The organism is Haloferax prahovense, from assembly GCF_000723845.1.
GTDB lineage: Archaea > Halobacteriota > Halobacteria > Halobacteriales > Haloferacaceae > Haloferax > Haloferax prahovense.
This window is the reverse complement of record NZ_LK053000.1, coordinates 559,449-581,733: the sequence shown is the minus strand read 5'-3', so window position 1 is coordinate 581,733 and position 22,285 is coordinate 559,449. Positions and strand designations below refer to the sequence as shown.

At 68.4% G+C, this 22,285-nt stretch carries 26 protein-coding genes and 1 pseudogene; 11 read left to right on the top strand and 16 right to left on the bottom strand.

Translation table 11 applies throughout. The annotated features are described in order from the left end of the window. Window positions 1-41: 41 nt before the first annotated feature. The 4 genes from BN984_RS02700 to BN984_RS02685 all read left to right on the top strand — a co-directional run bounded on the left by BN984_RS02700 (window position 42) and on the right by BN984_RS02685 (window position 2,993). Window positions 42-857, top strand: a complete 816-nt coding sequence (locus tag BN984_RS02700; RefSeq protein WP_049967608.1) for a hypothetical protein — start codon at window positions 42-44, stop codon at window positions 855-857. A 76-nt stretch (window positions 858-933) separates the two neighbouring features. After that, entirely contained in the window at window positions 934-1,776 is an 843-nt protein-coding gene (locus BN984_RS02695) for an ion transporter (RefSeq protein ID WP_049967607.1), read from the top strand. Between the two features lie 180 nt (window positions 1,777-1,956). Then, window positions 1,957-2,181: a hypothetical protein gene (locus tag BN984_RS02690; protein ID WP_049967606.1), complete on the top strand. Its 225-nt coding sequence runs from the start codon at window positions 1,957-1,959 to the stop codon at window positions 2,179-2,181. Between the two features lie 92 nt (window positions 2,182-2,273). Beyond that, on the top strand, window positions 2,274-2,993 hold the full coding sequence (locus tag BN984_RS02685; protein WP_008095811.1) for a fumarylacetoacetate hydrolase family protein: 720 nt from the start codon (window positions 2,274-2,276) through the stop codon (window positions 2,991-2,993). 62 nt (window positions 2,994-3,055) lie between these two features. On the opposite strand, the gene BN984_RS02680 is transcribed toward BN984_RS02685, so the two are convergent. Beyond that, the gene (locus BN984_RS02680; protein WP_008095813.1) at window positions 3,056-3,274 is read right to left on the bottom strand and encodes a hypothetical protein; all 219 of its coding nucleotides are present in this window, start codon (window positions 3,272-3,274) and stop codon (window positions 3,056-3,058) included. Between the two features lie 139 nt (window positions 3,275-3,413). Between BN984_RS02680 and BN984_RS02675 the strand changes: the two genes are divergently transcribed. Beyond that, window positions 3,414-4,022, top strand: coding sequence for a translation initiation factor IF-2 subunit beta (locus BN984_RS02675; protein ID WP_004062666.1), 609 nt, complete (start codon window positions 3,414-3,416; stop codon window positions 4,020-4,022). A gap of 141 nt (window positions 4,023-4,163) precedes the next feature. Here the strand turns inward: BN984_RS02675 and BN984_RS02670 are convergent, their stop codons facing one another. Together BN984_RS02670 and BN984_RS02665 are read right to left on the bottom strand one after the other, a co-directional pair. Then, complete coding sequence (locus BN984_RS02670; RefSeq protein ID WP_049967605.1) at window positions 4,164-4,391, bottom strand: hypothetical protein; 228 nt, start codon at window positions 4,389-4,391, stop codon at window positions 4,164-4,166. Window positions 4,392-4,496: 105 nt separating this feature from the next. Then, window positions 4,497-5,516, bottom strand: a complete 1,020-nt coding sequence (locus BN984_RS02665; protein WP_049967604.1) for an NAD-dependent epimerase/dehydratase family protein — start codon at window positions 5,514-5,516, stop codon at window positions 4,497-4,499. Between the two features lie 83 nt (window positions 5,517-5,599). Here BN984_RS02665 and BN984_RS02660 point away from each other — a divergent pair, with 83 nt between their 5' ends. Both BN984_RS02660 and BN984_RS02655 read left to right on the top strand, forming a co-directional pair. Beyond that, a complete protein-coding gene (locus BN984_RS02660) occupies window positions 5,600-6,415 on the top strand; it encodes a helix-hairpin-helix domain-containing protein (RefSeq protein WP_049967603.1) in 816 nt (271 codons plus the stop codon). Window positions 6,416-6,547: 132 nt separating this feature from the next. Further along, window positions 6,548-6,976, top strand: a complete 429-nt coding sequence (locus tag BN984_RS02655; protein ID WP_008095820.1) for a universal stress protein — start codon at window positions 6,548-6,550, stop codon at window positions 6,974-6,976. 144 nt (window positions 6,977-7,120) lie between these two features. Here BN984_RS02655 and BN984_RS02650 read toward each other — a convergent pair whose 3' ends face one another. From BN984_RS02650 to BN984_RS02625, 6 genes are all read right to left on the bottom strand, one after another. Continuing rightward, the gene (locus BN984_RS02650) at window positions 7,121-7,393 is read right to left on the bottom strand and encodes a hypothetical protein (RefSeq protein ID WP_008095821.1); all 273 of its coding nucleotides are present in this window, start codon (window positions 7,391-7,393) and stop codon (window positions 7,121-7,123) included. A 333-nt stretch (window positions 7,394-7,726) separates the two neighbouring features. After that, window positions 7,727-8,128 carry a peptide-methionine (R)-S-oxide reductase MsrB gene (msrB, locus tag BN984_RS02645; protein ID WP_008095822.1) on the bottom strand — a complete coding sequence of 134 codons (402 nt, stop codon included), beginning with the start codon at window positions 8,126-8,128 and terminating at the stop codon, window positions 7,727-7,729. 62 nt (window positions 8,129-8,190) lie between these two features. Beyond that, the gene (locus BN984_RS02640) at window positions 8,191-8,607 is read right to left on the bottom strand and encodes a hypothetical protein (protein WP_004975580.1); all 417 of its coding nucleotides are present in this window, start codon (window positions 8,605-8,607) and stop codon (window positions 8,191-8,193) included. Between the two features lie 13 nt (window positions 8,608-8,620). Beyond that, a complete protein-coding gene (locus BN984_RS02635) occupies window positions 8,621-9,325 on the bottom strand; it encodes an RAD55 family ATPase (protein ID WP_004975581.1) in 705 nt (234 codons plus the stop codon). 86 nt (window positions 9,326-9,411) lie between these two features. Beyond that, window positions 9,412-10,188 (bottom strand): aldo/keto reductase, encoded by a 777-nt coding sequence (locus tag BN984_RS02630; protein WP_049967602.1) that lies wholly within the window; start codon window positions 10,186-10,188, stop codon window positions 9,412-9,414. Then, window positions 10,185-10,934 carry an HAD family hydrolase gene (locus tag BN984_RS02625; RefSeq protein ID WP_049967601.1) on the bottom strand — a complete coding sequence of 250 codons (750 nt, stop codon included), beginning with the start codon at window positions 10,932-10,934 and terminating at the stop codon, window positions 10,185-10,187. Before BN984_RS02625 ends, BN984_RS02630 begins: the two co-directional genes overlap by 4 nt. Before the next feature lie 156 nt (window positions 10,935-11,090). On the opposite strand from BN984_RS02625, the gene BN984_RS02620 reads away from it, so the two are divergent. Further along, entirely contained in the window at window positions 11,091-12,125 is a 1,035-nt protein-coding gene (locus BN984_RS02620) for an NAD(P)/FAD-dependent oxidoreductase (protein WP_049967600.1), read from the top strand. 57 nt (window positions 12,126-12,182) lie between these two features. Here BN984_RS02620 and BN984_RS02615 read toward each other — a convergent pair whose 3' ends face one another. Beyond that, window positions 12,183-13,928 (bottom strand): Rieske (2Fe-2S) protein, encoded by a 1,746-nt coding sequence (locus BN984_RS02615; protein WP_049967599.1) that lies wholly within the window; start codon window positions 13,926-13,928, stop codon window positions 12,183-12,185. Window positions 13,929-14,134: 206 nt separating this feature from the next. Here BN984_RS02615 and BN984_RS02610 point away from each other — a divergent pair, with 206 nt between their 5' ends. Continuing rightward, the gene (locus BN984_RS02610) at window positions 14,135-15,004 is read left to right on the top strand and encodes a CehA/McbA family metallohydrolase (protein WP_049967598.1); all 870 of its coding nucleotides are present in this window, start codon (window positions 14,135-14,137) and stop codon (window positions 15,002-15,004) included. A 56-nt stretch (window positions 15,005-15,060) separates the two neighbouring features. On the opposite strand, the gene ahbB is transcribed toward BN984_RS02610, so the two are convergent. Then, entirely contained in the window at window positions 15,061-16,104 is a 1,044-nt protein-coding gene (gene ahbB, locus BN984_RS02605) for a siroheme decarboxylase subunit beta (protein ID WP_049967597.1), read from the bottom strand. A gap of 108 nt (window positions 16,105-16,212) precedes the next feature. On the opposite strand from ahbB, the gene BN984_RS02600 reads away from it, so the two are divergent. Beyond that, window positions 16,213-17,295, top strand: coding sequence for an anthranilate phosphoribosyltransferase (locus tag BN984_RS02600; protein WP_049967596.1), 1,083 nt, complete (start codon window positions 16,213-16,215; stop codon window positions 17,293-17,295). Between the two features lie 34 nt (window positions 17,296-17,329). Here the strand turns inward: BN984_RS02600 and BN984_RS02595 are convergent, their stop codons facing one another. The 4 genes and pseudogenes from BN984_RS02595 to BN984_RS02580 form a co-directional block, all read right to left on the bottom strand. Then, complete coding sequence (locus BN984_RS02595; RefSeq protein WP_049967595.1) at window positions 17,330-17,686, bottom strand: hypothetical protein; 357 nt, start codon at window positions 17,684-17,686, stop codon at window positions 17,330-17,332. Window positions 17,687-17,726: 40 nt separating this feature from the next. Then, window positions 17,727-18,758 carry a succinylglutamate desuccinylase/aspartoacylase family protein gene (locus tag BN984_RS02590; RefSeq protein WP_049967594.1) on the bottom strand — a complete coding sequence of 344 codons (1,032 nt, stop codon included), beginning with the start codon at window positions 18,756-18,758 and terminating at the stop codon, window positions 17,727-17,729. A gap of 75 nt (window positions 18,759-18,833) precedes the next feature. Next, entirely contained in the window at window positions 18,834-19,073 is a 240-nt protein-coding gene (locus BN984_RS02585; RefSeq protein WP_049967593.1) for a YgaP family membrane protein, read from the bottom strand. A 90-nt stretch (window positions 19,074-19,163) separates the two neighbouring features. Further along, window positions 19,164-20,141 (bottom strand): annotated as a pseudogene (locus tag BN984_RS02580) (bile acid:sodium symporter family protein). 183 nt (window positions 20,142-20,324) lie between these two features. Between BN984_RS02580 and BN984_RS02575 the strand changes: the two are divergent. After that, window positions 20,325-20,843 (top strand): peptidylprolyl isomerase, encoded by a 519-nt coding sequence (locus BN984_RS02575; RefSeq protein WP_004975597.1) that lies wholly within the window; start codon window positions 20,325-20,327, stop codon window positions 20,841-20,843. Window positions 20,844-20,893: 50 nt separating this feature from the next. On the opposite strand, the gene BN984_RS02570 is transcribed toward BN984_RS02575, so the two are convergent. Continuing rightward, window positions 20,894-22,255 (bottom strand): hypothetical protein, encoded by a 1,362-nt coding sequence (locus BN984_RS02570; RefSeq protein ID WP_049967591.1) that lies wholly within the window; start codon window positions 22,253-22,255, stop codon window positions 20,894-20,896. Between the last annotated feature and the right edge of the window lie 30 nt (window positions 22,256-22,285).

Below are 22,285 nucleotides of genomic sequence, written 5' to 3'. Positions count from 1 at the left end.
CGACGAATTGATTTCTGTTCGCCGCATCATCACTTCACGAGATGAGCGAGCAGCGGGTCACATTCAACGGGGATACGCGGGTACTGTACCGGCAGGCGGTCAGAACGCCCCTGCCGGACGAGGACGCCGAGCGACTGTTCCACGAGAACATGATGAACATCGCTGACGCCCAAGAGCGGAAGGCGGACATGCTCGCCGACCCCGACATTCCTCTGCTCGAAGCCTACGAGACGCAACTCGAAGGCATTGCCAAGAGCTACAAGCGGCGCTGTCACCACATCGCCGGCGACGACTACGAGGAGATAGCGATGGCGTACAACCGCGGGGAGCGAGACGACCGCGTCGGCGCGCTCACGGCCTACTACTTCGAGGGGCTCTGGCGGATGCAACAGCGAATCACCGTCACCGACATGCTGTTTTTCCCCATCATCCTGCGGTATCCCGACTGCTTTACGGTCAACATCCGCTTCGCCAGCGGCCACACGACCACGGAGTCCGTCCTCTACGAGTCGCCCGAACACTCCACCGAGGAGCTCGACGACGAGTACGCAGAGCGCTACTACAACGAGAGCCTCTACTCGCAGAAGGAGGCCGCCGAGTACATCAGAGACACCGCACAGATAATTCGCGAGGAGTTCCCCAGCCCCGACGAGTCCACGTTCGAGGAGCGACAGTACGGCGGCATCACCTCCGCCGGCGGCCGCAAGGGACCGGTGTTCTCGTCGATGCTCAAACGGGTCGAACCGGACCCGAACCGGTTTTCAGAACCGGTCGACGAGCCGACGCTCGTCGAGGAGGGCGAGGAGGCGCGGCGCACCGAGCGTGAGCTACTCCCCGAGGGCGCTATCGTCCTCTGAGGCGGTCGCCGCCGAGTCGCCGCCGTCTGCCGCCCTGCGAGCAACGGTATAAGTATTTCACCGCCAAAGACGAGCCATGGACGATCACGCGCGGGGGTCGCGCCGCGAGACGCCGCGAGACGTGGTCAGATTCTATCTTCTCGACCACCGGACTGCGGTCGGCAAGACCATCGACATCGCGCTCCTCGCACTCAACCTGCTTTTCGTCGGGGTGTTCGTCGCCGAGACCTACCCGCTCTCGGCGTCGGTGCAGTCGATGCTCTGGTCCGTCGAAGCCGCCGTCTCTCTCGTGTTCCTCGCGGAGTACCTCCTCCGACTCTACGGCGCGCGGGACCGGACCGCCGAACTGTTCAACGTCTACTCGTTCGTCGACCTGCTGGCTATCTTACCGACGCTGGCGGTGCTCGCGCTTCCCATCTCGTCGGTCGCCGCCAACATCGGCTTCCTGCGGGCGATTCGTGTGGTCCGCGTTCTCCGGTTCTACCGCTTCACGCGCGACGAGGAGTTCTTCTTCGGCACCGTCTCGGTCGGCACGCTCCGCGTGATGAAACTGCTGTTGACGGTGCTCACCATCTTCTTCGTCGCCGCGGGGATGTTCTACTCGTTCGAACACCGAGTGAACCCCGGCATCGGGACGTTCGGCGACGCGTTCTACTTCATCGTCGTCGCGCTCTCGACGGTCGGTTTCGGCGACATCGTCCCGATGACCGAGGCGGGGCGGTGGGTGACGGTCGCCGCTATCCTCGCGGGCATCATCCTCATCCCGTGGCAGGCGAGCAAGATCGTCAAGGAGTGGGGCCACCGCGACAAGGTCGCCGTCACCTGCCAGAACTGCGGACTCGCATACCACGACGCCGACGCCTCTCACTGCAAGTCCTGTGGCCACGTCATCTATCAGGAGTACGACTCGCGGGAGTGAGAACGCACGCGGCCGCGACGCAGTCACAACCGCGGGTCGAACCGCCGTCGCTGTTCGAACATTAATGTTTATTATAGATTGGTCTGTACTGCCGGGTACAACAATGTCGGTCGTACGCGTACTTCGCTAACTCTTCTCGTCGCCGCATAGCCGTCCGACCGACCCGAACCATCCAAAATCGTGAGCACAAACGCCACCCCGACCTACGAACCGACCCTGCGAACAGACCGCGAGCAGACCGCCGAGACCGACGCCAGCGCAGACGCCGACCCCACCGACCCCGCGTCAGGCGTCGCCCGGTGTCAGCGCCAGTTCGAATCGACGCGCACCGAGCGCATCCACAACCTCGTCGACCGCGAGAACCGGTCGATGCCCCGGATGAACCGGGAGTCCGCATCCGACTGAGGTGCGTCGGCGGCGCATCTGTGACCGTTCCCGTCTACGTTCACTTGCGGAGACACGTCGCTTGAAGTGAGTGGCCGACCGACGGGAGAGCGATGCGATTGGCACGGATTCGAACCGACGACGGAGTGGTGTCGGGCCGGTACGACGACGGCGTCGTAACGGCCGACGGCGAGGAGTACGAAGTCGGCGTCGACGCCGAGTTGCTCGCGCCCTGCGAGCCGACCGCGCTCTACTGCGTGGGTCGGAACTACGCGGCGACGGTCGACCAGATGGACTACGATATTCCCGACCAGCCGGACTGGTTCATCAAGCCGCCGGTGTCGGTGCTCGACCCCGGTGCGGACATCGAGTACCCCGACTGGACCGACGAACTGACCTACGCCGGCGAACTGGCGGCCGTCATCGACCGCGAATGTTCGGACGTGGCCGAGGAAGACGTGTCCGATGTGGTCCGGGGCTACACGATTCTCAACGACCTCGACGCGCTCGACCAACCCGGCCGGACCGCCCGGAAGGCCTTCGACGGCTCCGGGCCGCTCGGCCCGTGGATAGAGACCGACGTGGAGCCCGCGAACATCGACATGACGACCCACGTCGGCGGCGAACTCCGGCAGGAAGCGAACACCGAGCGGATGCTCTTTTCGCCCGCCGAGGTCGTCTCGTTCCTCTCGGAGCGCTACACCTTCCGGCCGGGCGACGTGATTTCGTTCGGCAGCCCGGCGAACCCCGGACTGGTCGAGCCCGGCGACGACGTGGAAATCTGGTACGAAGGCGTCGGAACGCTCACGAACAGCGTCGTCGACGGCGAGTAAGGAGGCGCGCGGCGAGACGACGAGGTGTGAGCGGACGACCGACGGTCGTCAGACAGCCCGGCTCAGTTCAGCGCCTCGACCTCGTCCGTGAGGTCGGCCGGCTCGTCCACGGGACCGTTGACGAACAGACCGTGAGCCATCACGACGGCCGCGAGGGCGCTGAAGCCGACGAGCGTCGTCTGCGGCTCCATCGGGGTGAGTCGACCGGCGGCGACGCCGGCGACGAGGCTCCCGAGGATACCGAGGAGTACGAGGTCGTAGTACTGCCACGTGTAGCCCATGGAGAGGCGTTGGAGAGCCAGCGGCGAAGGCGTGGCGCTCGGTTCCGCCGTCGAGGACGGTGAAACGAACGCCGACGCGTCGGTGCCGCGGGGAGGACGGTCACGGAACGGCTATACGTCGCCAGACACTCGAACCCCTATGGAGTATCAGACTGCGCTCGACCGAGCGCTCAACGTCTTACCGGAACGAAACGTCGAACAGGAACGCCTCACAGTGCCGGACCCGTCCGGCGAGACCGACGGCGCGTTCACCCGCCTCACCAATCTCGGGGAGATCGCGGACGCGCTCTCGCGGACGCCCGCGCACCTCCACAGCGCCATCCAGCGCACGCTCGGGACGAGCGGCCAGCTGGAGGGCGACCGCGCCCGCTACAGCGGGTCGTTCTCCATCAACGACTTTGAGGAGGCCATCGACGGCTACGTCGAGGAGTACGTCATCTGCTCGGAGTGTGGCCTGCCGGACACCCGCCTCGTCACCGAGGACGGCGTCGACATGCTCCGCTGTGAGGCCTGTGGTGCGTTCCGCCCGGTCCAGAAGCGCTCCAGCGTGAGCAACAAGCGCCAGCGCGAGGCCGTCGAAGAGGGTCGCACCTACGAGGTCGAAATCACCGGGACCGGCCGCAAGGGCGACGGCGTCGCCCAGCGCGGGAAGTACACCATCTTCGTGCCCGGCGCGCAGGAAGGACAGACCGTCCGCGTCTACATCAAGAACACGAGCGGGTCGCTCGCGTTCGCGCGACTCGCCTGAGCCGGACGCACGCGTCCCACCGACGCGGCGGAACACGAGTCGCTCGGCGACCGAATTCCGCGCACAGTCTCATATTCTCTCGCCGCGGTCGCTTCTTTCGCGGGCCGGTTCACCGACGTCGGTGACGCCCGCGAGACGCAGTTATTCGTCTTCGTCTGGCTCACCGGTCTCACCGCCGCACCGACCGCGAAGGCCGAACAGCGCGACGAGGAGGAACACCGCTCCCTCGACGCGCGCCGCCGTCACCACCCACGGCTTCGCCGTCATCTCGCCGCCGTCCTCGTAAGCGAGGCGCGTCATCACGGCGACCAGTTTGTCCGGAACGAGCAGTTCAACCAGACCGAACGCCGCCAACAGAGCTCGGAGCATATCCACATATCGGGGCGGAATCGGTGAAAAGGCGACGCTCGTTCCTACGACGCGGGAGCGATGGCCTCCCCCGTTCTCGGCTTGCCGCTGCGACGACCGACGGACTCACTCGTCCGACTCGAACCCCGCGACGAACGCGTCGGTCGCGTCCCGCCACGCGGCCGCGAGGTCGTCGGAAAGCGGGTCTGCATCCCACGAGTCCACCGCGTCGTGGTCGTCCAGCCACGACACCACCCCGCGGGCACCGTCCTCGAACGCGACCGTGTAGCGGAACCCGAGGTCGGCTCTCGCCCGGCTGTTGTCGAAGACGGTGCTGTACTGGAAGTGGTCCCGGAGCATCCGTGTCCGGTCGGGCGCGACCGCGCGGAGCACCTCGGTCGGGACGTGGACGAGGTCGGGTTCAGGCGCGTCGAGCGCGGCCGCGACGCGCTCGTGGTACTGGTTCCACGTCATCGTCTCCTCGCTCGTGACGTTGTAGGCGCGGCCGCCGACTCCCGGACGCTCGACCGCGCCGACGAACGCCCGCGCCACGTCGTCGCGGTGACACGGCCCCCACAGCGAGGTGCCGTCGCCGTGGACGACGATGGGCTTGCCCTCGCGGATTCGATCGATGTACGACGAGTCCGTGCCGAGGGTGTGGACGAGCGTGCCGCCCTCGCCGTAGGTGTTCCACGGGCGGAGGACGATCACCTCGAACTCGTCGGGGTCGTGGGCGTCGAAGAACGCGTCTTCGGCGGCGATTTTTCCCGCCGCGTAGTCGCTGACCGGCGGGTTCCGCGGGCTCGATTCGGTGACGGGATTCATCGGCGGCGGCCGGTGGTACACGTCGATGGTGCTGCAGAAGACGTAGCGGTCGACGACGGTTCGGCAGATTTCGACCGCCTCGCGGGCGGTCTCGGCGTCGAAACACGCCATGTCGACGACGACCTCGGGGCTCGCGTCCCGAATCGCGCCGCGGAGTACCGACGGGTCGTCGCGGTCGCCGGCGACCCGTTCGACGCCCGACGGGAGGTCGTCGTCGGTCTCGCCCCGCTGGAGACTGGTCACGTCGTGGCCGGCGGCGACGAGCCGCCGAACGATTCCCGTGCCGAGCAGTCCGGTCCCGCCGATGACGAACACGTCCATGCGTCGTGAGCCGCGGCGAGCGGCCATAAACCCCCGACAGCGGAGCGACAACACTCATCCTGTCTCAAAGCCAATAATTGATTATGAAAGTATATCTCACGGACGGGACGAGCTTCGAGTGCGGCGGCTACAAGGCCCTCGACTCCGGCGGGGTCGTCCTCACCGCCGACAAGAAGCGAAAACAGGTCGTCGGCTACGTGCCGGCGGACGCGCTGGTGTACGTCCTCCCCGACGACGTGGAGCCGGGCGACTCGCTCGCCGAAGGTGGCGTCGGAGACCCAGACGCCGACACCGACGACGCGGACGACGCGTCCGGAGACGACGAGGGTGAAGGGGAAGCCGATTCCGACGGGGACGGACACGACACCAGAGACAGCGGGACGGCCGACCGCGACGACGACGCTGACCCGACCATCACCGAAGCTGGCGTCGACCCGGACGTCGCGGGCGTGACCGCCGCCGACGGGAAGAACGAACACACCCACGAAGACCTCGCGGCGCGCATCGACGAGGTCGAAGGCCGAGTAGACGGCCTCGACGGTCGCGTGGACGCGATGACCGAACAGTTGGCGACGGTCGTCTCGGCGGGTGGCGTCGATGCCGAGGCGGCCGCCGAAGCGGAGCGACACCCCGAGGACCCGCGGAACATCCGCGGTATCGGCGAGGCGTACGCGGCCCGGCTCCGGGCGGCGGGCATCGACACCGTGTCGGCGCTCCGTGGGGCGTCGGACGAGGAACTCGCCGCCGCCGCGGACGTGTCGGCCCGACGGGTCACCGACTGGAAGCGACGGGCCGAGCGGTACGCCGAGCGACTGGCGTCGGAACGCGACGCCGGGCCTGAGAGTGACGCGCGCACCGAAAACGAAACCGACGCCGACGACGCGACCGGTGACGAGTAGCCGCCCGTACCGCTTCCGTTTCCGGAATCGCGTCTCCTCGCGAGGTCGGTCCCGCGTCCCTCGTCCCGCGTAGTTCCCATCGCGCGGGAACTGGCGAAGAGGGTGATACTGTCCCCGCCTAACTCCCAGTTGATGTACGACACAATCCTCGTGCCGATAGACGGGAGCGACTCGATGCAGCCGGTCGTCGAAGACGCCGCGGAACTCGCCGCAGAGCGCGACGCCGCCGTCTCCCTGCTCTACGTCGTCGACGAACGCGCCTTCCTGACGCTCGCCGACGAGCGCGTCGACGAGGTGTACGAGGAACTCAGGTCGCAGGGCGAAGCCGCGCTCGCCGAGGCCGCCGAGACGATGGCCGAGTACGGCGTCGACGCCGCCACGGAACTCCGCCGCGGCGATCCGGCCGAGGAGATTCTCGCGTTCGCCGAGGAGACAGACGCGGCGCTCATCTCGATGGGCACCCACGCGCGCTTCGAGGACAACATCCTCGGAAGCGTCTCGCGGTCGGTCGTCGTCCAGTCGAAAATTCCCGTGCTGGCCACCCCCATCGAGCGACGATAACCCGCCCGCGCCGGGCGAGCGAGTGCGTCGCAACCGCAAATCGGGTTCCGAGGTCCCGTGTCTCGCGTCTGTTCCCGATTCTCGCCGGGGCCAGCCAGTCCGCGATTCTCGTCGCGCGTCCGACCCGGACCCGGACTCCTCGACTCAGAGTCGCAGGAGCAACAGGAGGACGCCGAAGAACGTCGAGGCGGCGCTGATGAGAAGCAGGCCGCCGCTGAGGACGAGCGTGCCGCCGTCGAACGCCGGGGCCGTTCCGCCGGCGGCGACGTTCATCACCGACATGCCCGCCGAGAGGTCGGCGACGGGGGCGAGGACGGCGATACAGAACGTTACGAGGCCGGCGACGACGAGGGCGTAGGGCGTGAACGGGGGAGTCCGCCGAGTCGGGTGGCGGCGGACCGGGTAGCTGCGAGACATACCTCTCGTACGTCGCCATGCTAATTTGGTACGTGTCGGCTACTCACGGGAAACGAGCGTTAGACCCGGCCTACCGCCGTGATACCGCGATTCTCGACGTGGCGCGCGCACCGTCGGGTCGCCCCCGACGGTCGGGCGGTTTTGGGCCTAGGTCGAGCCTAACGCCGAGCGAATGCACCGCGAAGTCGTGGTCGTGGTCGTGTTCGGGTTCGGAACCGGCTCTTTTGTCCCCGGGCGACGAGGAAAACAGAGAACAGGCCCCGACAGCCGCACATCGGCGGTCGGCGTGAGGGCGGCGGCGAGTGCGTCGGTCCGGCCTCCGAACTCCGGGTCCTACTCTTCGTCCGCCTCGAAATCGAGCGCGACCGAGTTGATACAGAAGCGCTTGCCGGTCGGCTCCGGGCCGTCGTCGAAGACGTGGCCGAGGTGGCCGTCGCAGGTCGAGCAGACGACCTCGGTGCGGTCCATGCCGTGGCTCAGGTCGCGTCGAAGCTCGATGTTCGAGTCCTCGGCGGCGTAGAAGCTCGGCCACCCGCAGTTGGAGTCGTACTTCGTCTCCGAGCCGAACAGCTCGGTCCCACAGCCGGCACACCGGTAGACGCCGTCGTCGCTCCGGTCGACGTGTTCGCCGGAAAACCGCGGCTCGGTCCCCTGTTCGCGGAGGACGCGGTAGGCGTCCTCCGAGAGTCGCTCGCGCCACTCTGACTCCGAGAGGCTGAATTCGCTATCGCTCATACGTCGAAAGAGGGTTCGGACGCCCAAAGGCTCGTCGGCTACTCGCGTCGGAGCTCGGCCGGCTACCCGCGTCGGAGGAACTCCGGCAGCCGAATCCGAGAGAAGTCGTCGCCGCCGCCGTCGAGGACGGACGCTCGGCCGACGGCTTTGGGAATGCCCTGTTTGTCCGTCGGCTTCTGCATCGTCACGTCGGCGCGCCCCGCCGTGGAGGGCGATGTCTCCTCGTCGACGAGCGCCTCCCACACGTCCTGTTTCGAGTCGTACTCCGACTCGTTTCGGGCGACCCGCTGTTTCCCCTCCTCGAAGGCGAGTTGGAGGACGCTCCGGCCGTAGGCCGTGCCGGCCTGCCGGCGGATGCGCTCGAACTCGCCGCGGTTCGGGTGGCCGAGCGCGCTGGAGACGCCGAGGGCGTACATCCGGCGGATGGCTTCCTCGTCCGAAATCGTCCGCCAGTCCGTTCCGAAGACCCGTTCGTACATTGTTGTGGTTACCTCAGAGGTCGACCTTCGACCGGGGGTCGACGACCAGTCCGTTGTCGGTGAAGTCGAGCGACCGGATGTCGCAGTCGATGTTCGTCCCGCGCATCTTGATGACCTGAATGCCGCGTGTCATGCCAGTCGCCTCCAGATAGTTGTGGAAGAACACCACGCCGTGGGCGAGGAAGTGCTCGTCGGAGTACGACGAGGGGTCGGTCATCTCGGAGATGAGAAGCGTCGTGGCGTCGCCCTGCTTGAGTGCCGTCAGAAACCGCGTCATCTCCTCGGAGCCGTTGGCGAAGAACAGCCGGAGCAACATCGTCGAGTCGATGACGAGGCGGTCGACCTGTCGGGAGTTGACGAACGCGACGATTTTGTCGGTGAGGCTCTGGACGCTCGACGACCCCCCGGTCTGGGAGAACTGGTTGAGGATGTGTTTCCCCTTCGGGCTCACGAGGTTGATAAAGCGAAAGCCCTCGGAACTGGCGAGCGTCTCGAAGCCGAAGTCGAAACTCGACATGTCGTTTATCAGCTCGTCTTCGGTCTCGTGCATAGTGATGTACATGCACTTCTCGCCGTTGCGTAGCCCCTCGGCCATGAACTGCGCCGTGAACGTCGTCTTCCCGCTCCCCGGCGGTCCGCTCAGTACGTACAGTCGGCGCGGGAGGAAACCACCCTGGATGAGCTCGTCGAACCCGCTTACCCCACTCGGAATCCGCATGGTCGGACACTCGCCCGTCTTATTATAATCGTTCCGGGACTAGTATCGAAATTGAGACTTCGAGACGGCGCCGAGCGGACGATTCATCACTCAGGAAACAGTTCGACTTCAGATTTGATACCATCGATGGCCGTCACGTCGCCCGCGTCGAGTTCCAGCGAGACGGCGTCGAGGTTCGCCCGGAGGTGGCGCTCGCTCGACGCCTTCGGAATGGGACGCAGCCCCTTTTCGGCCACCCACGCGAGGCTCACCGCCTCGGGCGTCGCGTCGTGTTTCTCCGCGACCGCGACGACTTCGTCCACGCCGCGGACGCGGCCTCCCGAAAGCGGCGAGTACGCGACCACGTCGTAACCGCGTTCCTCGGCGTGGTCGAGGAGTTCGGGGCGCTGGAACAGCGGATGATACTCCGTCTGATGGGCGACGAGCGGTGCGTCGAGCAGGGCGAGCGCCTCGTCTAGCTCGGCGACGGTGAAGTTGCTCACGCCGACCCCGCGGACGAGGCCGTCGTCGACGAGTTCGTCGAAGGCGGAAAGCGTCGCCTCGGCGTCGTAGGTGTCGACGGGGCGGTGGACGTACAGGAGGTCGACGTAGTCGACGCCGAGTCGGTCGAGGCTCTCGCGGGTCGTCCGGCGAACGTCGGCGGGCGCGAGGCTGTCCGCCCAGACCTTGGTGGCGAGCGTCACGTCCTCGCGGGGCACGTCGGCGGCCGCGAGCGCGTCGCCGACGACCGTCTCGTTGCCGTAAATCTGTGCGGTGTCGACGTGGCGATAACCCAACTCCAGCGCCGTCGTCACGGCGGCGGCCTCGTCGGGCGTGTCGAGGCCCATCGTCCCGAGACCGATGCGGGGGAGCGACCGAGTCATCGAGACGACTCACCGCCTTCGCGGCCGCCGTCGGCCGCGGGACCCGTTCCGTCCGGTGCGCGCGACGCGCCCGCCCCGCCGTGAACGACGGGCACGCCGTCGAGTTCGAGCAGGTCGTCGAGGCCGGCGATTTCGTGGGTCGGGTCGGGCGTCGGCGTGTGGTCGGCGCGGTGGCCCCGGCGGATGAACGCGGAGTCGACGCCCGCGGCCTCGGCGGCGGCGATGTCGCTGTCGCTGTCGCCGACGAACAGCGGCGAGTCGACGCCGAGGTCGGCCATGGCGCGTTCGAGGTAGTAGGGTTCGGGCTTCTTGCGGTGGAGACTCGTCATCGAGGGCTCGCGGCCGTAAGCGGTGCCGAACAGGTCCGCGGCGTCGAGGTGGTCGACGACGAAGTCGATGGTGGCCTGCTGGTTGCTGGAGACGATGCCCATCGGCGCGTCGATGCGGCGGAGCGCGTCGAAGTCGTCGTAGGGAACTTTCCGGCCGTCGGCGATGGCCCGCCGTTGGGCGGCCGACTGGCGTTCGTCGCGGACGCGAAACAGCGTCTCGGGGTCGAGGTCGTAAGGCTCGGCGGCGGCGCGCACGTCCTCGGGAGAGACGTGGATGACCACCTGTTCGACGTGGTCCGGGTCGGGGTCGGAAACGCCGAGTTCGGCGAAGGCGTCCCACGTCGCGTCGCGGAGGGGCGAGAGTTCGACGAGCGTTGTCAACACGCCGTCGTGGTCGAAGATGACCGAGTCGTACATACCCGGACTCCGGCGGCGCGACGTGAATCGTTTTCGCCTCCGGCCGCGGCCGCGAGCGCGAACACGGTCCCCAATCCCGCCGCGTTGCGAGTCTTTTAGCGCCTCGAAGCCGCAGGTCTATCCGATGCTGGCTGGACTCACACGCGGGGTGGCGAGATGACTCGCGACGTGTGCATCGTCGGAGCCGGGGCCGCTGGGGCTGGCGCGGCCTACGCGCTCCGCGACGCGAACGCGAACGTCACGATTCTCGAGAAGAGCCGCGGGGTGTGCGGTCGCGCCGCGACGCGCCGCCGACAGGGCTGTCGGTACGACCACGGCGCGAACTACGTGAAAGACTACGACCGCCGAACGGCGCAGCTCGTCCGCGGACTGGGCGCGGACGGGCTGGTCAACATCGACGAACCGGTCTGGACGTTCGACGGCGACGGCGTCATCTCGGAGGGTGACGCCCGCGACCAGCACAAGTGGACGTGGACCGAGGGCATCACCCAACTGGCGAAACGCCTGCTCGCGGAGACGGAGGCGACCGTCGAGCGCGAGACGCGCGTCGCCGCCATCGACCACAACCCCGACAGCGGCTACTGGTCCGTCGTCGACGAATCGGGGACGCGCCACGGCCCGTTCGACTCGGTGCTTCTGACACCGCCGGCCCCCCAGACGGCCGCGATTCTGACCGAGATGGGCTGGGGCGACCAGTGCATGGTCGCGCTCCGCGAGGCCATCGGGAGCGTCGAGTACCGAACGGTTCGGACCGTCGTCCTCCACTACCCCTTCGAGCGCGAGGAGCCGTGGTACGCGCTCGTCAACCCCGACAAGACCCACCCGGTCGGCTGGGTCGCCCGCGAGGAGTGCAAGGAGGGCCACGTCCCCGACGGCGAGAGCCTGCTCGTCGTCCAACCGAGCCCCGAGTGGTCCGAGGCGCACTACGACGACCCCCTCGACGACGCGGCCGACGAGGTCGCCGCGATGGTCGCCGAACTCCTCGACGACGAGCGCCTGCGCGACCCCGACTGGGTGGACGACCAGGGCTGGCGGTACGCCCTCCCCGACGGCGTCGCCGACCGCGAGATACTCCGCCGCGGGGAGTTTCACGGCCTCTACTTCGCTGGCGACTGGACGGTCGGCGAGGGCCGGGTCCACGCCGCCCTCTGGAGCGGCGTCGACGCGGGCGAGCGAATCGCCGAGCAGTAGTCGAAAAGAGCCGACGGCGACGACGTCAGAGGTCGACGCGACGACCCCGACGCGGCCTCAGATGTCGACGTCTTCGCCGTACACCGACTCGCCGCGCTGGAGCCGCGCGGCGATGCCGAACGTCTGTTCTCGCTCCCGGCGCGTCGGCGAGTGCGCCGCGAGGTAGCGCGCGACGCCGACGAGGAGCGTCCGCGCCTCCTCGGGCGGCCGCGTCGCCGCCTGCTCGAACCCGGCTTCGAGCGCCTGGTAGGTGTGGAAGCCGGCGTCCTCGCGGAGCAGCGCGCCCCCGAGTTCGCGGCGGAGCCTCGCCGGGTCACCGCCGCCGTCGAGGAACCCCGCGGTCGCCCGTCCGGCGTCGTTCACCCGCCCCTCGGCGTCGAAGGCCGCGGACAGCGTTTCGAGTGCTTCCGCCGGGTCGGCGTCGGGCGTCGGGTCGGGAAGCGGGGCCGGGGGCGTGTTCAGGAACCGGTCGAGGTAGACGTTGACGGCGGCGTCGAACGCGCCGCGGTAGAGTTCTCTCGCGCCCGTCCGCTCGGCGAGCCGGTGGACCGCGTTGGCGTAGGTGAACGTGTGGTGGACCGTGTTCCAGTCGCCGAACTCGTTGGTGGTCGAGAACCGCGCGACCCGCGTGCCGGCGGCGAAGGCGACGACAGCGGCGAGCTGGGCGGGCGTCGCGCCGCCTCGAATCGCCTCGGTCAGCGCGTCGACGACGGCGTGCGGGTCGTCGCCGAGGAGGGTGTCGAGCAGGCCGTCCGGTCGGGACCACGTCTCGCCCGCGCCGGCGTCGACGTGGTCGTCGAGGTCGGCGAACACGTCGTCGAGCGTTCCCGCGAGGTCGATTGGGCGACGCCACTCGGCGGACTCCTCGGCGCGGTCGGCGCGGGCGAGTCCGCGAACGAGGCTCGGGAGGACCTCGTCGGCGCGGTCCCAGCCGACGTGGTCGAGCGCCTCGCAGGCCTTGTTGACGAAGTCGAGGACGTGCCCCGTGTCGAGGTAGCGGTGGTCGGTGGCCGCGGCGGCGACCATGCCGGCGAGTTCGGCGTCGTCGCGGCCGGCCGCGATTGCGGTCCGGAGGACGCGCTCCGCCCCGTCGGGGTCGCGGACCTCGACGTTCTCGCGGAACCACGACCGCAGGCGGTCGAAATCGGTGTCGGTCGCGCCGAGGGCGTCCTGTTCGAACTGCGGCGGTTCGCCGGAGGCGTCGCCCGCGACGTGGACGAGTCCCTGATAGAGCGCGCGCTTTCGGTCGTCGGGGTCGAGGTCGGGGAGGACGTTCGCCATCGCGGTCAGGATAGTGAGACCCGACCCCCAACCGTCGCGCCGGTAGCGACAGCCGAACCGGACGCCGGTCGAAAGCGGCTCCGTCGGCTCGACGCCGGCGTCGAGGAGGCCGATGACGGACTTCGCGACGACCAGTCGGAGGTTCTGTTCGAGGCCGTCTTCCAGCCGATTCGACCAGCGGACCGCCGGCGGTTCGTCCGGGTCGGGGTTCGGGTCGACGTAGACCGTCCCGTCGCGCACCTCCACGGGGTAGGTCCGCACGTCGTCGGCCCACGGGTCGAAGGTGTCGCCGCAGGAGAGTTCGAAGCGGGCGTGGTGCCAATGACAGGTTAGAACGCCCTCGTCCACGGACCCGCGGACGAGCGGGAAACCCATGTGCGGGCAGGCGTTATCGACGGCTCTGACGGACCCCTCGTGGTCGAAGAGGGCGATAGAGCGTCCGTCCAGCGCGACCAGTTCGCGGCCGGACTCGCGGAGGTCCGCGAGGTCGACGGCGGGGTGAAAGCGGTCTTCGGATGCCATGTGCACACGTTCGACACGATAATTCCTAAAGATTCGCTGAAGCGAATTTACGTCGGCGACGTGATGTGTTCTCGAAGAGTCTGTGTCTGCGCGGTCCTCACGCCCTGTTTCGGGTGAATCCGGGGTTCAACGACCGATGAATCCCGTGCTGCGAGCTAGCACGATTCGGGCGTGTCTTTTTCGTCGCCGAGACCTAACGAGGAGTCGTGTCCGCGCTGACCGTCCGCATCGACCCCCACGTGCACTCGGAAGGCTCGTACGACGCGCACGACCCGGTGGAGCTCATCTTGGAGCAGGCCGCCGAAATCGGGTTGGACGCCGTCGTCGTCACCGACCACGACGTCATCGACGAGTCGCTCCGAGCGGCGCAACTCGCGCCGATGTACGGCCTCGTCGGCATCCCCGGCGTGGAAGTCTCGACGGCCGACGGCCACCTCCTCGCGCTCGGCGTGGAGGAGCTTCCGCCGCGGCGTCGCCCGCTGGACGAGACGGCCCGCTGGGTGCGCGAGCGCGGCGGCGTCGCCATCGTCCCGCACCCCTTCCAGCGGAGCCGACACGGCATCGGTCGCCGTCGGCTCGGCCGGTATCACGACGCCGCGGGCGGCGACGCCTTCGACGCCATCGAGACGTACAACTCGTGGCTCTTCACGGGCTACAAGAACCGCCGCGCCCGTCGGTTCGCCGCGAAGCGCCAGTACCCCGGCGTCGCCGGGAGCGACGCCCACAAGGTCGGGTACGTCGGCCGCGCCTACACGGAAATCGACATCCCCGACGTGTCGCGCGCCTCTCTCACCGCCGACGACATCTTGGACGCCGTCCGCAACGGCTCGACCGAGGTGCAGGGCCGGCGGACGCCGATTCCGACGAGCACGAAACACTACGCCGGCGCGGCCGGCCGGAAGTCCGCGTACTACGCCAAACGCGGGGCGCTCGGGAGCGCACTCCTCGCCAAGAAGGGCGCGTTCAAGTCCGGCTACTACGCGAAACTCGGCGCGCTCAAGAGCGGGTCGCTGGCGAAGACCGGCGTCGCGCAGGCCGTGCGGATGCTCTACCGGATGTCGCCGCTCTCGCGGTAGCGGGCAGTAACGCGGACGCCGGCGCGAGCGTCGAACAAACGAGTGCTGTTCTGTCCTCAGTCGTCAGAGCCCACGAGTTCCTCGTACTGCGCGCCGGTCTGTTTCAGTTTCGCCGTCGAGTAGAGTCGCTCGTGGTCGAACGGCAGGTGGTCGTCGGCCAGTTCGTCTATCTTCTCGTCGACGGCGTCGGCGTCCCGGCCGTGAATCATGGTAAAGAGGTTGTACTCCCAGCCCTGTCCGGGGCGGCGCGGGCGGTGGTAACAGAGCGTGACGTACGGGAGGCTCCCGACGGCCTCGCCGCGGGCGTCGAGTTCCTCGTCGGGGACGTTCCAGACGACCATGCAGTTGTTCCGAAAGCCCGTGACGATGTGGTTGACGACGCAGCCGATGCGCTTGATACAGCCGTCGGCGAGCAGGCGCTCGACGGCGACGAGCACGTCGTCGACCTCGGCGTCGAGGGCGTCTGCCACGTCGCGGTAGGGCGTCTTCGACAGCGGGAAGCCGCCCTGAATCTCCACGAGCAGGCGGGCTTCGAGAGACGAGAGGTCGCCGGTGGCGTCCTCGGAGATGCGGGTGGCGCTCACGTCGGTCTCCCCGAGGCTCTCGCGGGCGAAGCGGTCGTCGTTGACGATGGGGAACTCGAGGTCGATGTAGTAGTCGGTGAGCATCGGGAGGTTCAGCACCTCACAGCCGGTTCGCTCCTCGATTTCGTCGAGGATGCGGTCGCGCGTCTCGCGGGAACCGGCGGTGACGACGAACCACATGTTCCACTCGTGGGCGCGGCGGTAGTTGTGGTTGACTTGGCGGTAGCCGTTGATGAGTTCGGCAATCTCCTCGAAGCGCTCCTCGGGGGCCGAGACGGCCGCGAGCGTCGAACTGCCGATGACGGGCGGATTGAGAACCGGGCCGAACCGCCGGAAGATGCCGTCTTCGCGGAGCCGACGGACGCGGTCGAGGGCGTCGTCCTCGTCGATGCCTAACTCCGCGGCGACGACGCGAAACGGCCGCTGTTCGACCGGGAAGCCGCTTTGGTATTCGTCGATAAGCGCCGCATCGACCTCGTCGATGCCGTCCCGCCAATCGTCCGACAACGCGCTCATTACCCGGCGTTAGGAGTCGGGAAGCCTATCGCTTTCGGACGGCGTCGTCGGTCCCGGCCAGCGGGACCGAACGGGACGTTTTTTGACCGCTCGGCCGAACACAGAGGCATGGCAGTAGTCGAAAGCGAGTTCGGGGAATGGCCGCTGAAGCGTCTGATGACGGAAGTCGTCGGCACGGGCACGAAGTCCGCCGAGGACATGACCCGCGAGCAGGCGTCCGAGGCGATGCGCCGCATCCTCGCCGGCGAACCGGACCACACGACGCTCGGCGCGTTCTGGCTCGCCAACCGCTGGAAGCACAACAACGCGGAGGAACTCGCCGCCTACGCCGACGTGATGGCCGAACACGTCGAGTACGCCGAGCCCGAGGTCGACCCCGTCGACTGCGGCGCGAACTACGACGGCAAGGGCAAGACCGCCATCCTCGGCGTCGCCGCCGGCGTCGTCGCCGCCGCGGCCGGCACGCCCGTCGTCGTCCACTCCGGCGACCGCGTCCCGACCCAGAAGCAGGACGCCTACAAGCACGTCCTCGACGAACTCGGCGTCCGCACGGAACTCGACCCCGACGAGTCCGCCGACATGGTCGACGACACCGGCTTCGGCTTCTACTACCAGCCGCGGTTTAACCCCGCCATCCACGCCCTCTGGGAGCGCCGCGACAACATGGGCGTCCGGACGTTCGTCAACACCATCGAGACCATCGCCAACCCCGCGAACGCCTCGGTTCACCTCGGCTCGTTCTACCACCTCGCGTTCGCCAAGAAGATGGTCAACACCTTCGAGGCGAGCGAGCACCACGACCTCGACCGCGTGCTCATGTTCCAGGGCATGGAGGGCTACGACGACATCCGCCCCGGCTACACGAAGGTCGCCGAGTGGACCGCCGGCGACGACGGCGAGGCCACCTTCGACGACTTCGACATCGAGACCGCCGAGTACGGCATGGACTTCGAGTACGACGACCTCGGCGTCGACGAGGACGACGTGGCCGGCGACTCCGCCGAAATCACCGAAGCCGTGCTCGCCGGCGAGCGCGAGGACCGCTTCGCCGACGCCGTCGCCCTCAACGCGGCGCTCCGCATCTACGCCCGCGAGGACGCGGAAACCATCGACGAGGGACTCGAGATGGCCCGCGAGACCATCGCCTCCGGCGACGCGGAAGCCGTGCTCGAAGACCTGCGCGAGTTCTGAAGTCGCAGTCGCAGCCGACTCGAACGCTTGCCCTTCAACACGCCGGCCCCACCGGCTCGCCGCCCGCGTATTGGACCGACTCCACGTCCACGACGTAGACTGATTCTGACGACCCGTCGGCGTGCAACCGGTCGGTGCTGTACCAGTACGGGTGCGAGACGCGAACCGTCCAGCCGTCGAGGCTCCGAGCGACGACCGACGCCGATTCGCCGCTGACGGTCGCCGACGTGCCGTAGGTCGTGACGCACTCGCTGGCCGCCAGTTCGGTCTGGAGGCGCGTTTCTTCCGCCGCTATCGCCCGCCGCTGGGCCTCTCTGTCGAAGGCGAAGACGGTGCCCGTGGCGACGACGAGGAAAATCAAAAGAAGCGAGAACGCGGCGCGGCGGTCCATACCGCACCCGACCGCCGGCGCGAATAAGTGTTTTCTTCCCCTAGATGTCGAGGTCGCCACTCTCGTCGGCCTCGTCGAAGGGGTCGCCGCCCTCGGCGTCGCTCTCGCCGTCGTCCAGCGGGAGCGCGATGCCGACGAGCGTCTCGCCGGCGGTGACGGTCGCCTCGCGGGCGATGGAGTAGACGAGGCCCGCGCGCTCGGCTTCGACCTCTTGGAGCACCTCGTAGGTGGTCGGGTCGTACACCCATCCGAGGTGGTCGCCGGGGCGGACCTCGCGGGCGAGTTCCACGTCCTCGCGGGCGACGAACAGGCCCGAGGCGGCGGCCTGCACGCGGCCGAGGTGGTTGCGATAGGTGCGGCCGTCCCACGGTTCGACCGCGCCCGAGAGGATACCCATGTCGCGGCAGACGTTGAGGACGCCCTCGACGCCGGCGACGATGGCCGGCTCGACGAGCTGTTTGTTGTGGGCGAGTTCCGGGGTGATAGAGGGGATTCCCGCGTTCGTGGCCGCGACGCGGAGTTTGCCGTCGAAGCTCCGTTCGGTCCACTCGTCGTCGGCCTCGTCGCCCGCGGCCTCCGCGAGGAGGATGTCGACGCCGAACGCCCGCGCGAGGTCGCGGGAGGCCTCGTCGCCCCGGAGGTAGACCGTGTGGGTGAGCATGTCCGGGCTCCCGGTGTGAAGGTCGACGATGGCGTCGGCCTCGCCGATGTACTCCCAGAGCTTCGCGGCCATGCGCTGGTGGAGCGACCCGTCGGCGTCGCCCGGCCAGACGCGGTTCATGTTGGAGTTGACGGAGTCGAGCACCTCGGGCGTGACGTAAGAGACGCGGTCGAACGTCAGCGGGTCGGCGACGGGGACGGCGACGACGCGCCCCGAAAGCTCCGCGCGTTCGAGGCGGCCGTGCAGTCGGCGGAGCACTTCGGTGCCGTTGATTTCGCGCCCGTGCTGGGCGGCCTGCACGTAGAGCGTCGGGCCGTCTGACCCGTCGGCTGGTTCGTAGGTGTGAACCGTCGTCTGTACCGGGACGCCGGAGGGGAGGCGAGTGAGCGTCACGGTCTCCGCGGTATGCATATCCGACGCATCGCGGTGGGGTGTCTTGTAGTTAGGGGAGCGAGAAAAGCGGGCGGTGCGAGGCGATGCCGGGCGTCAGTTCCGGTCGTCCGAGGTGTCGATGCCGAACGGCAGATACAGCGGACACGTCCCGCGAAACCCGGTCACGAGCAGGATGACGCCGACGGCCGCGACGAACACGGCCCCGAGCGCCGCGGGCACCGAGCCGAACCCGAGCGAGAACAGCCCCGCGTAGCTTCCGACGCCGCCGACGACGAGGAGCGCGCCGAGCGCGAGGCGAACAGTCCGGTCGAGCGTGCCGACGTTTCGTACCATACAGTAGTGCTTATAATTTACAATACATCAATCTAGCGCAGATTCCCGACTGACGGGGCGTATCGAAAGAAGGTGGTCGCTCCGGGCGATTCAGTCGTCAGCGGGCGTTCCACCCGACGGTTCACTCGCGGTTCGGGAGAAGTAGCTCGCGAGGAGCGGGCCGGTGATGTTGTGCCAGACGCTGAACAGCGCGGGCGGGAGGGCGGCGGCGGGCGAGAAGAACGACAGCGCGAGGGCCGCGGCGAGCCCGCTGTTCTGGAGGCCGACTTCGAACGTCGTCGTCCGGACGCGGTCCTCGGACATGCCGGCGAGGCGGCCGGTGCCGTAGCCGGTTCCGAGGCCGATGGCGTTGTGGAGGACGACGGCCCCGATGGCGGCCGCACCCGCGCCGAGGATGGTGTCGACGTTGAGGCCGACGACGGCCGCGACGATGGCGACGATGCTCAGGACCGAGACGAGCGGGAACACGTCGAGGCCGACTTCGGCGACCTCGGGCGCGTTGCGGTCGAGCACGAGGCGGAGCGCGAAGCCGAGGACGACCGGGATGAAGACGATTTGCAGGATGTTGACGAACAGGTCCATGAAGCCGACCTGGAGCTGTTCGCCGGCGAGCGCGACGACCCACGCGGGCATGACCAGCGGCGCGGCCAGCGTGGTGACGGTCGTGATGGCGACCGAGAGCGCCACGTCCCCCTTGCCGAGGTAGGCCATGACGTTCGAGGCGGTGCCGCCGGGGGCCGCGCCGACGAGGATGACGCCGACCGCGAGCTCCGGCGGGAGCGAGAGAACCACCGTGAGCGCGTAGGCGGCGGTCGGCATGATGAGCCACTGGGCGAGCGCGCCGATGGCCACGTCTCGCGGGTGCTCCGCGAGTCGACGGAAGTCAACGGGCTAGAGTGTCAGCCCCATCCCGAGCATGATGAGCCCGAGCAGCGGCGAAATGTAGGGCGCAATCCACGTGAACAGGTCCGGTTGGACCAACGCGGCGGCCGACGCGAGGAGCACGAGGCCGACGAAGTAGGTGTTCGCGAGTTCCGACAGGCGTTCGAGGGTCGACCGAGCGTTCATTCGGAGTGTCCTCCGTCAACATGTGATGTCATCTCACGCCACTCGGTCGCGGGGGAGAAAAACGTCTGTCGGTGTGACAGTCCGCGGTGCCGACCGGAAGACGCGGGCCGAACGGAGTCGTGTCAGCGCCGCGGCCGACCCCGAGGCGGCACGGTTTTCACTCGCCCGCCCGACGGGTCGAGTATGAGCGACAACCCAACGGCCACGCTCCACACGAACAAGGGCGACATCACGGTCGAACTCTTCGAGGACAAGGTCCCGAACACGGTCGAGAACTTCGTCGGCCTCGCGACGGGCGAGAAGACGTGGGTCCACCCCGAGACGGACGAGACGATGGAGGGCGAACCCCTCTACGAGGACATCCTCTTTCACCGCATCATCTCGAACTTCATGATTCAGGGCGGCGACCCGACGGGAACCGGCCGCGGCGGCCCCGGCTACACCTTCGACGACGAGTTCCATTCGGACCTCAGCCACGACGGCCCCGGCGTGCTCTCGATGGCGAACCGCGGCCCCAACACGAACGGCTCGCAGTTCTTCATCACGCTCGACGCCCAGCCCCACCTCGACGGCAAGCACGCCGTCTTCGGAAAAGTCACCGACGGCATGGACGTCGTCGAAGACATCGGCTCGGTCCCGACCGACCGCAACGACAAGCCGGTGTCCGATGTGGTCCTCGAATCGGTCGACGTCGAGCAGTAAGCGCCGCGAACACCGAGACGCGACCGAGACGCGACCGAGCGCGACGGACGCTACCCGCTCGCGTTCGCTGGGACGACGGTCCGACCGCCGTTCGAACCGTCGGCGCGGTCGAGCCACGCCGGTCGCGTCACCGTCGTCTCGCCGACCGCGTCGTACGCGAACCAGACCTCGACGCCGAGGCCGTCGCGGGTCTCGTAGGTGACGCGCATCGAGCGGACGAACCCGCTTTCTTCGACGATCGCTTCGACCCGATAGCCGCGCGACCGCGGGAAGTCGGTGTCGCGGCCCTCGATTCGGTACAGCGGGGTCCCGTCTTCGACAGTCGCGTTCGTCACACTCTCTACGCGCGTCACCGTCGTCTCGTCCGCCGAGAGGTACCACTCGAGGTAGCGGGCGGCGCGCGAGGCCTGTCGCCCCGGACCGTCGCGCACGTCGGGGTCGAGGACGCGGGCGGCGACGCCGTCCGGCTCGGCGGGGCGGCGGGCGTAGCGCGTGGTCCCGTCGGCGTACGCGTCCTCCGAGGCGGTCGGGCGCGGGAACGCCCTGAGTCGCCCGGCGCGCTGGACCTCAGAAACGTAGACGTGCGGGGCCTCGACGTGAACGACCTCCACCTCGCGGCCCGTCTCGTCGCCGGCGATGGACTCGCGGTATCGGAGGGTCCACCGGTACGACCGGTTCGCCGCGGCCCTTCGGTGGGCCGCCGCGAGGAGCGTCGCGTTCTCGACGCCCGCGGTGGTCACGCCGGGGGCGACTGTCCGCGGTTCGGGCGTCGGCGTCGGCGTCGGCTCGGACGTCGTCGCTGCCGGCGTCGGAACCGACGGCTGTTGGCCGCCGAGCGCCTCGCCGAGCACCGGTACGCCGCCCGGCCCGGCGGTCACGGCGACCGCAGCGAGAAGGAGCGCGACGAAGAGAAGCGGCACGACCGGGAGCGACGAGAGCGCGGGAGGAAGCAGGGACGCGAATGGCCCGGTCCGCGCGCCGCCTGCGCCCTCGGTGCCCCCTGCACCCCCGCCCCCACCGTCGGCCGGCAGGTCGGCGAGGCGGACGCCGAAATGGTCGGCGACGACTTCGTCGCCGCGGCCGCCGAGGAGGCCGTATCGGACGAGTTCGTAGAGGTCGTCGACCGAGAGGACGCGGGCGTCGTCAGGGGCCACGCGTCGGGTCCGCTCGGGGTCGCCGAGCGCGACGACGACTGTCGCCTCGTCCGGGACCGGCGGCGACAAGAGACGTCGAGACCGAGCGGCGACCGCGATTCGGTCGATTCGGTCGCCGCGGCGGGCGACGACGAGGCGGTCTTCGACGGTCGTCTCCCACCCGCGGGCGGTCCAGAGGTCGGCGAGAAATCGGCGGCGGTCGCTGGGACTGGCGGCGCGAATCAGGTCGCCGAAGCGCGAGCGACGGGACTGCCGCATCGTCCGATAGTAGGGCTCGATAGCGAAAGA

Bases quoted from the DNA above. Each gene is read 5' to 3' on its own strand.
- BN984_RS02685 (WP_008095811.1), top strand. From the start codon at position 2,274: ATGCGATTGGCACGGATTCGAACCGACGACGGAGTGGTGTCGGGCCGG.
- BN984_RS02660 (WP_049967603.1), top strand. From the start codon at position 5,600: ATGAAAGTATATCTCACGGACGGGACGAGCTTCGAGTGCGGCGGCTAC.
- BN984_RS02625 (WP_049967601.1), bottom strand. From the start codon at position 10,934: ATGTACGACTCGGTCATCTTCGACCACGACGGCGTGTTGACAACGCTC.
- BN984_RS02590 (WP_049967594.1), bottom strand. From the start codon at position 18,758: ATGCATACCGCGGAGACCGTGACGCTCACTCGCCTCCCCTCCGGCGTC.
- BN984_RS02595 (WP_049967595.1), bottom strand. From the start codon at position 17,686: ATGGACCGCCGCGCCGCGTTCTCGCTTCTTTTGATTTTCCTCGTCGTC.
- BN984_RS02630 (WP_049967602.1), bottom strand. From the start codon at position 10,188: ATGACTCGGTCGCTCCCCCGCATCGGTCTCGGGACGATGGGCCTCGAC.
- BN984_RS02620 (WP_049967600.1), top strand. From the start codon at position 11,091: ATGACTCGCGACGTGTGCATCGTCGGAGCCGGGGCCGCTGGGGCTGGC.
- BN984_RS02640 (WP_004975580.1), bottom strand. From the start codon at position 8,607: ATGTACGAACGGGTCTTCGGAACGGACTGGCGGACGATTTCGGACGAG.
- BN984_RS02695 (WP_049967607.1), top strand. From the start codon at position 934: ATGGACGATCACGCGCGGGGGTCGCGCCGCGAGACGCCGCGAGACGTG.
- BN984_RS02600 (WP_049967596.1), top strand. From the start codon at position 16,213: ATGGCAGTAGTCGAAAGCGAGTTCGGGGAATGGCCGCTGAAGCGTCTG.
- BN984_RS02570 (WP_049967591.1), bottom strand. From the start codon at position 22,255: ATGCGGCAGTCCCGTCGCTCGCGCTTCGGCGACCTGATTCGCGCCGCC.
- BN984_RS02635 (WP_004975581.1), bottom strand. From the start codon at position 9,325: ATGCGGATTCCGAGTGGGGTAAGCGGGTTCGACGAGCTCATCCAGGGT.
- BN984_RS02680 (WP_008095813.1), bottom strand. From the start codon at position 3,274: ATGGGCTACACGTGGCAGTACTACGACCTCGTACTCCTCGGTATCCTC.
- BN984_RS02585 (WP_049967593.1), bottom strand. From the start codon at position 19,073: ATGGTACGAAACGTCGGCACGCTCGACCGGACTGTTCGCCTCGCGCTC.
- BN984_RS02670 (WP_049967605.1), bottom strand. From the start codon at position 4,391: ATGCTCCGAGCTCTGTTGGCGGCGTTCGGTCTGGTTGAACTGCTCGTT.
- ahbB (WP_049967597.1), bottom strand. From the start codon at position 16,104: ATGAGCGCGTTGTCGGACGATTGGCGGGACGGCATCGACGAGGTCGAT.
- BN984_RS02575 (WP_004975597.1), top strand. From the start codon at position 20,325: ATGAGCGACAACCCAACGGCCACGCTCCACACGAACAAGGGCGACATC.
- BN984_RS02675 (WP_004062666.1), top strand. From the start codon at position 3,414: ATGGAGTATCAGACTGCGCTCGACCGAGCGCTCAACGTCTTACCGGAA.
- BN984_RS02700 (WP_049967608.1), top strand. From the start codon at position 42: ATGAGCGAGCAGCGGGTCACATTCAACGGGGATACGCGGGTACTGTAC.
- BN984_RS02615 (WP_049967599.1), bottom strand. From the start codon at position 13,928: ATGGCATCCGAAGACCGCTTTCACCCCGCCGTCGACCTCGCGGACCTC.
- BN984_RS02665 (WP_049967604.1), bottom strand. From the start codon at position 5,516: ATGGACGTGTTCGTCATCGGCGGGACCGGACTGCTCGGCACGGGAATC.
- BN984_RS02655 (WP_008095820.1), top strand. From the start codon at position 6,548: ATGTACGACACAATCCTCGTGCCGATAGACGGGAGCGACTCGATGCAG.
- msrB (WP_008095822.1), bottom strand. From the start codon at position 8,128: ATGAGCGATAGCGAATTCAGCCTCTCGGAGTCAGAGTGGCGCGAGCGA.
- BN984_RS02650 (WP_008095821.1), bottom strand. From the start codon at position 7,393: ATGTCTCGCAGCTACCCGGTCCGCCGCCACCCGACTCGGCGGACTCCC.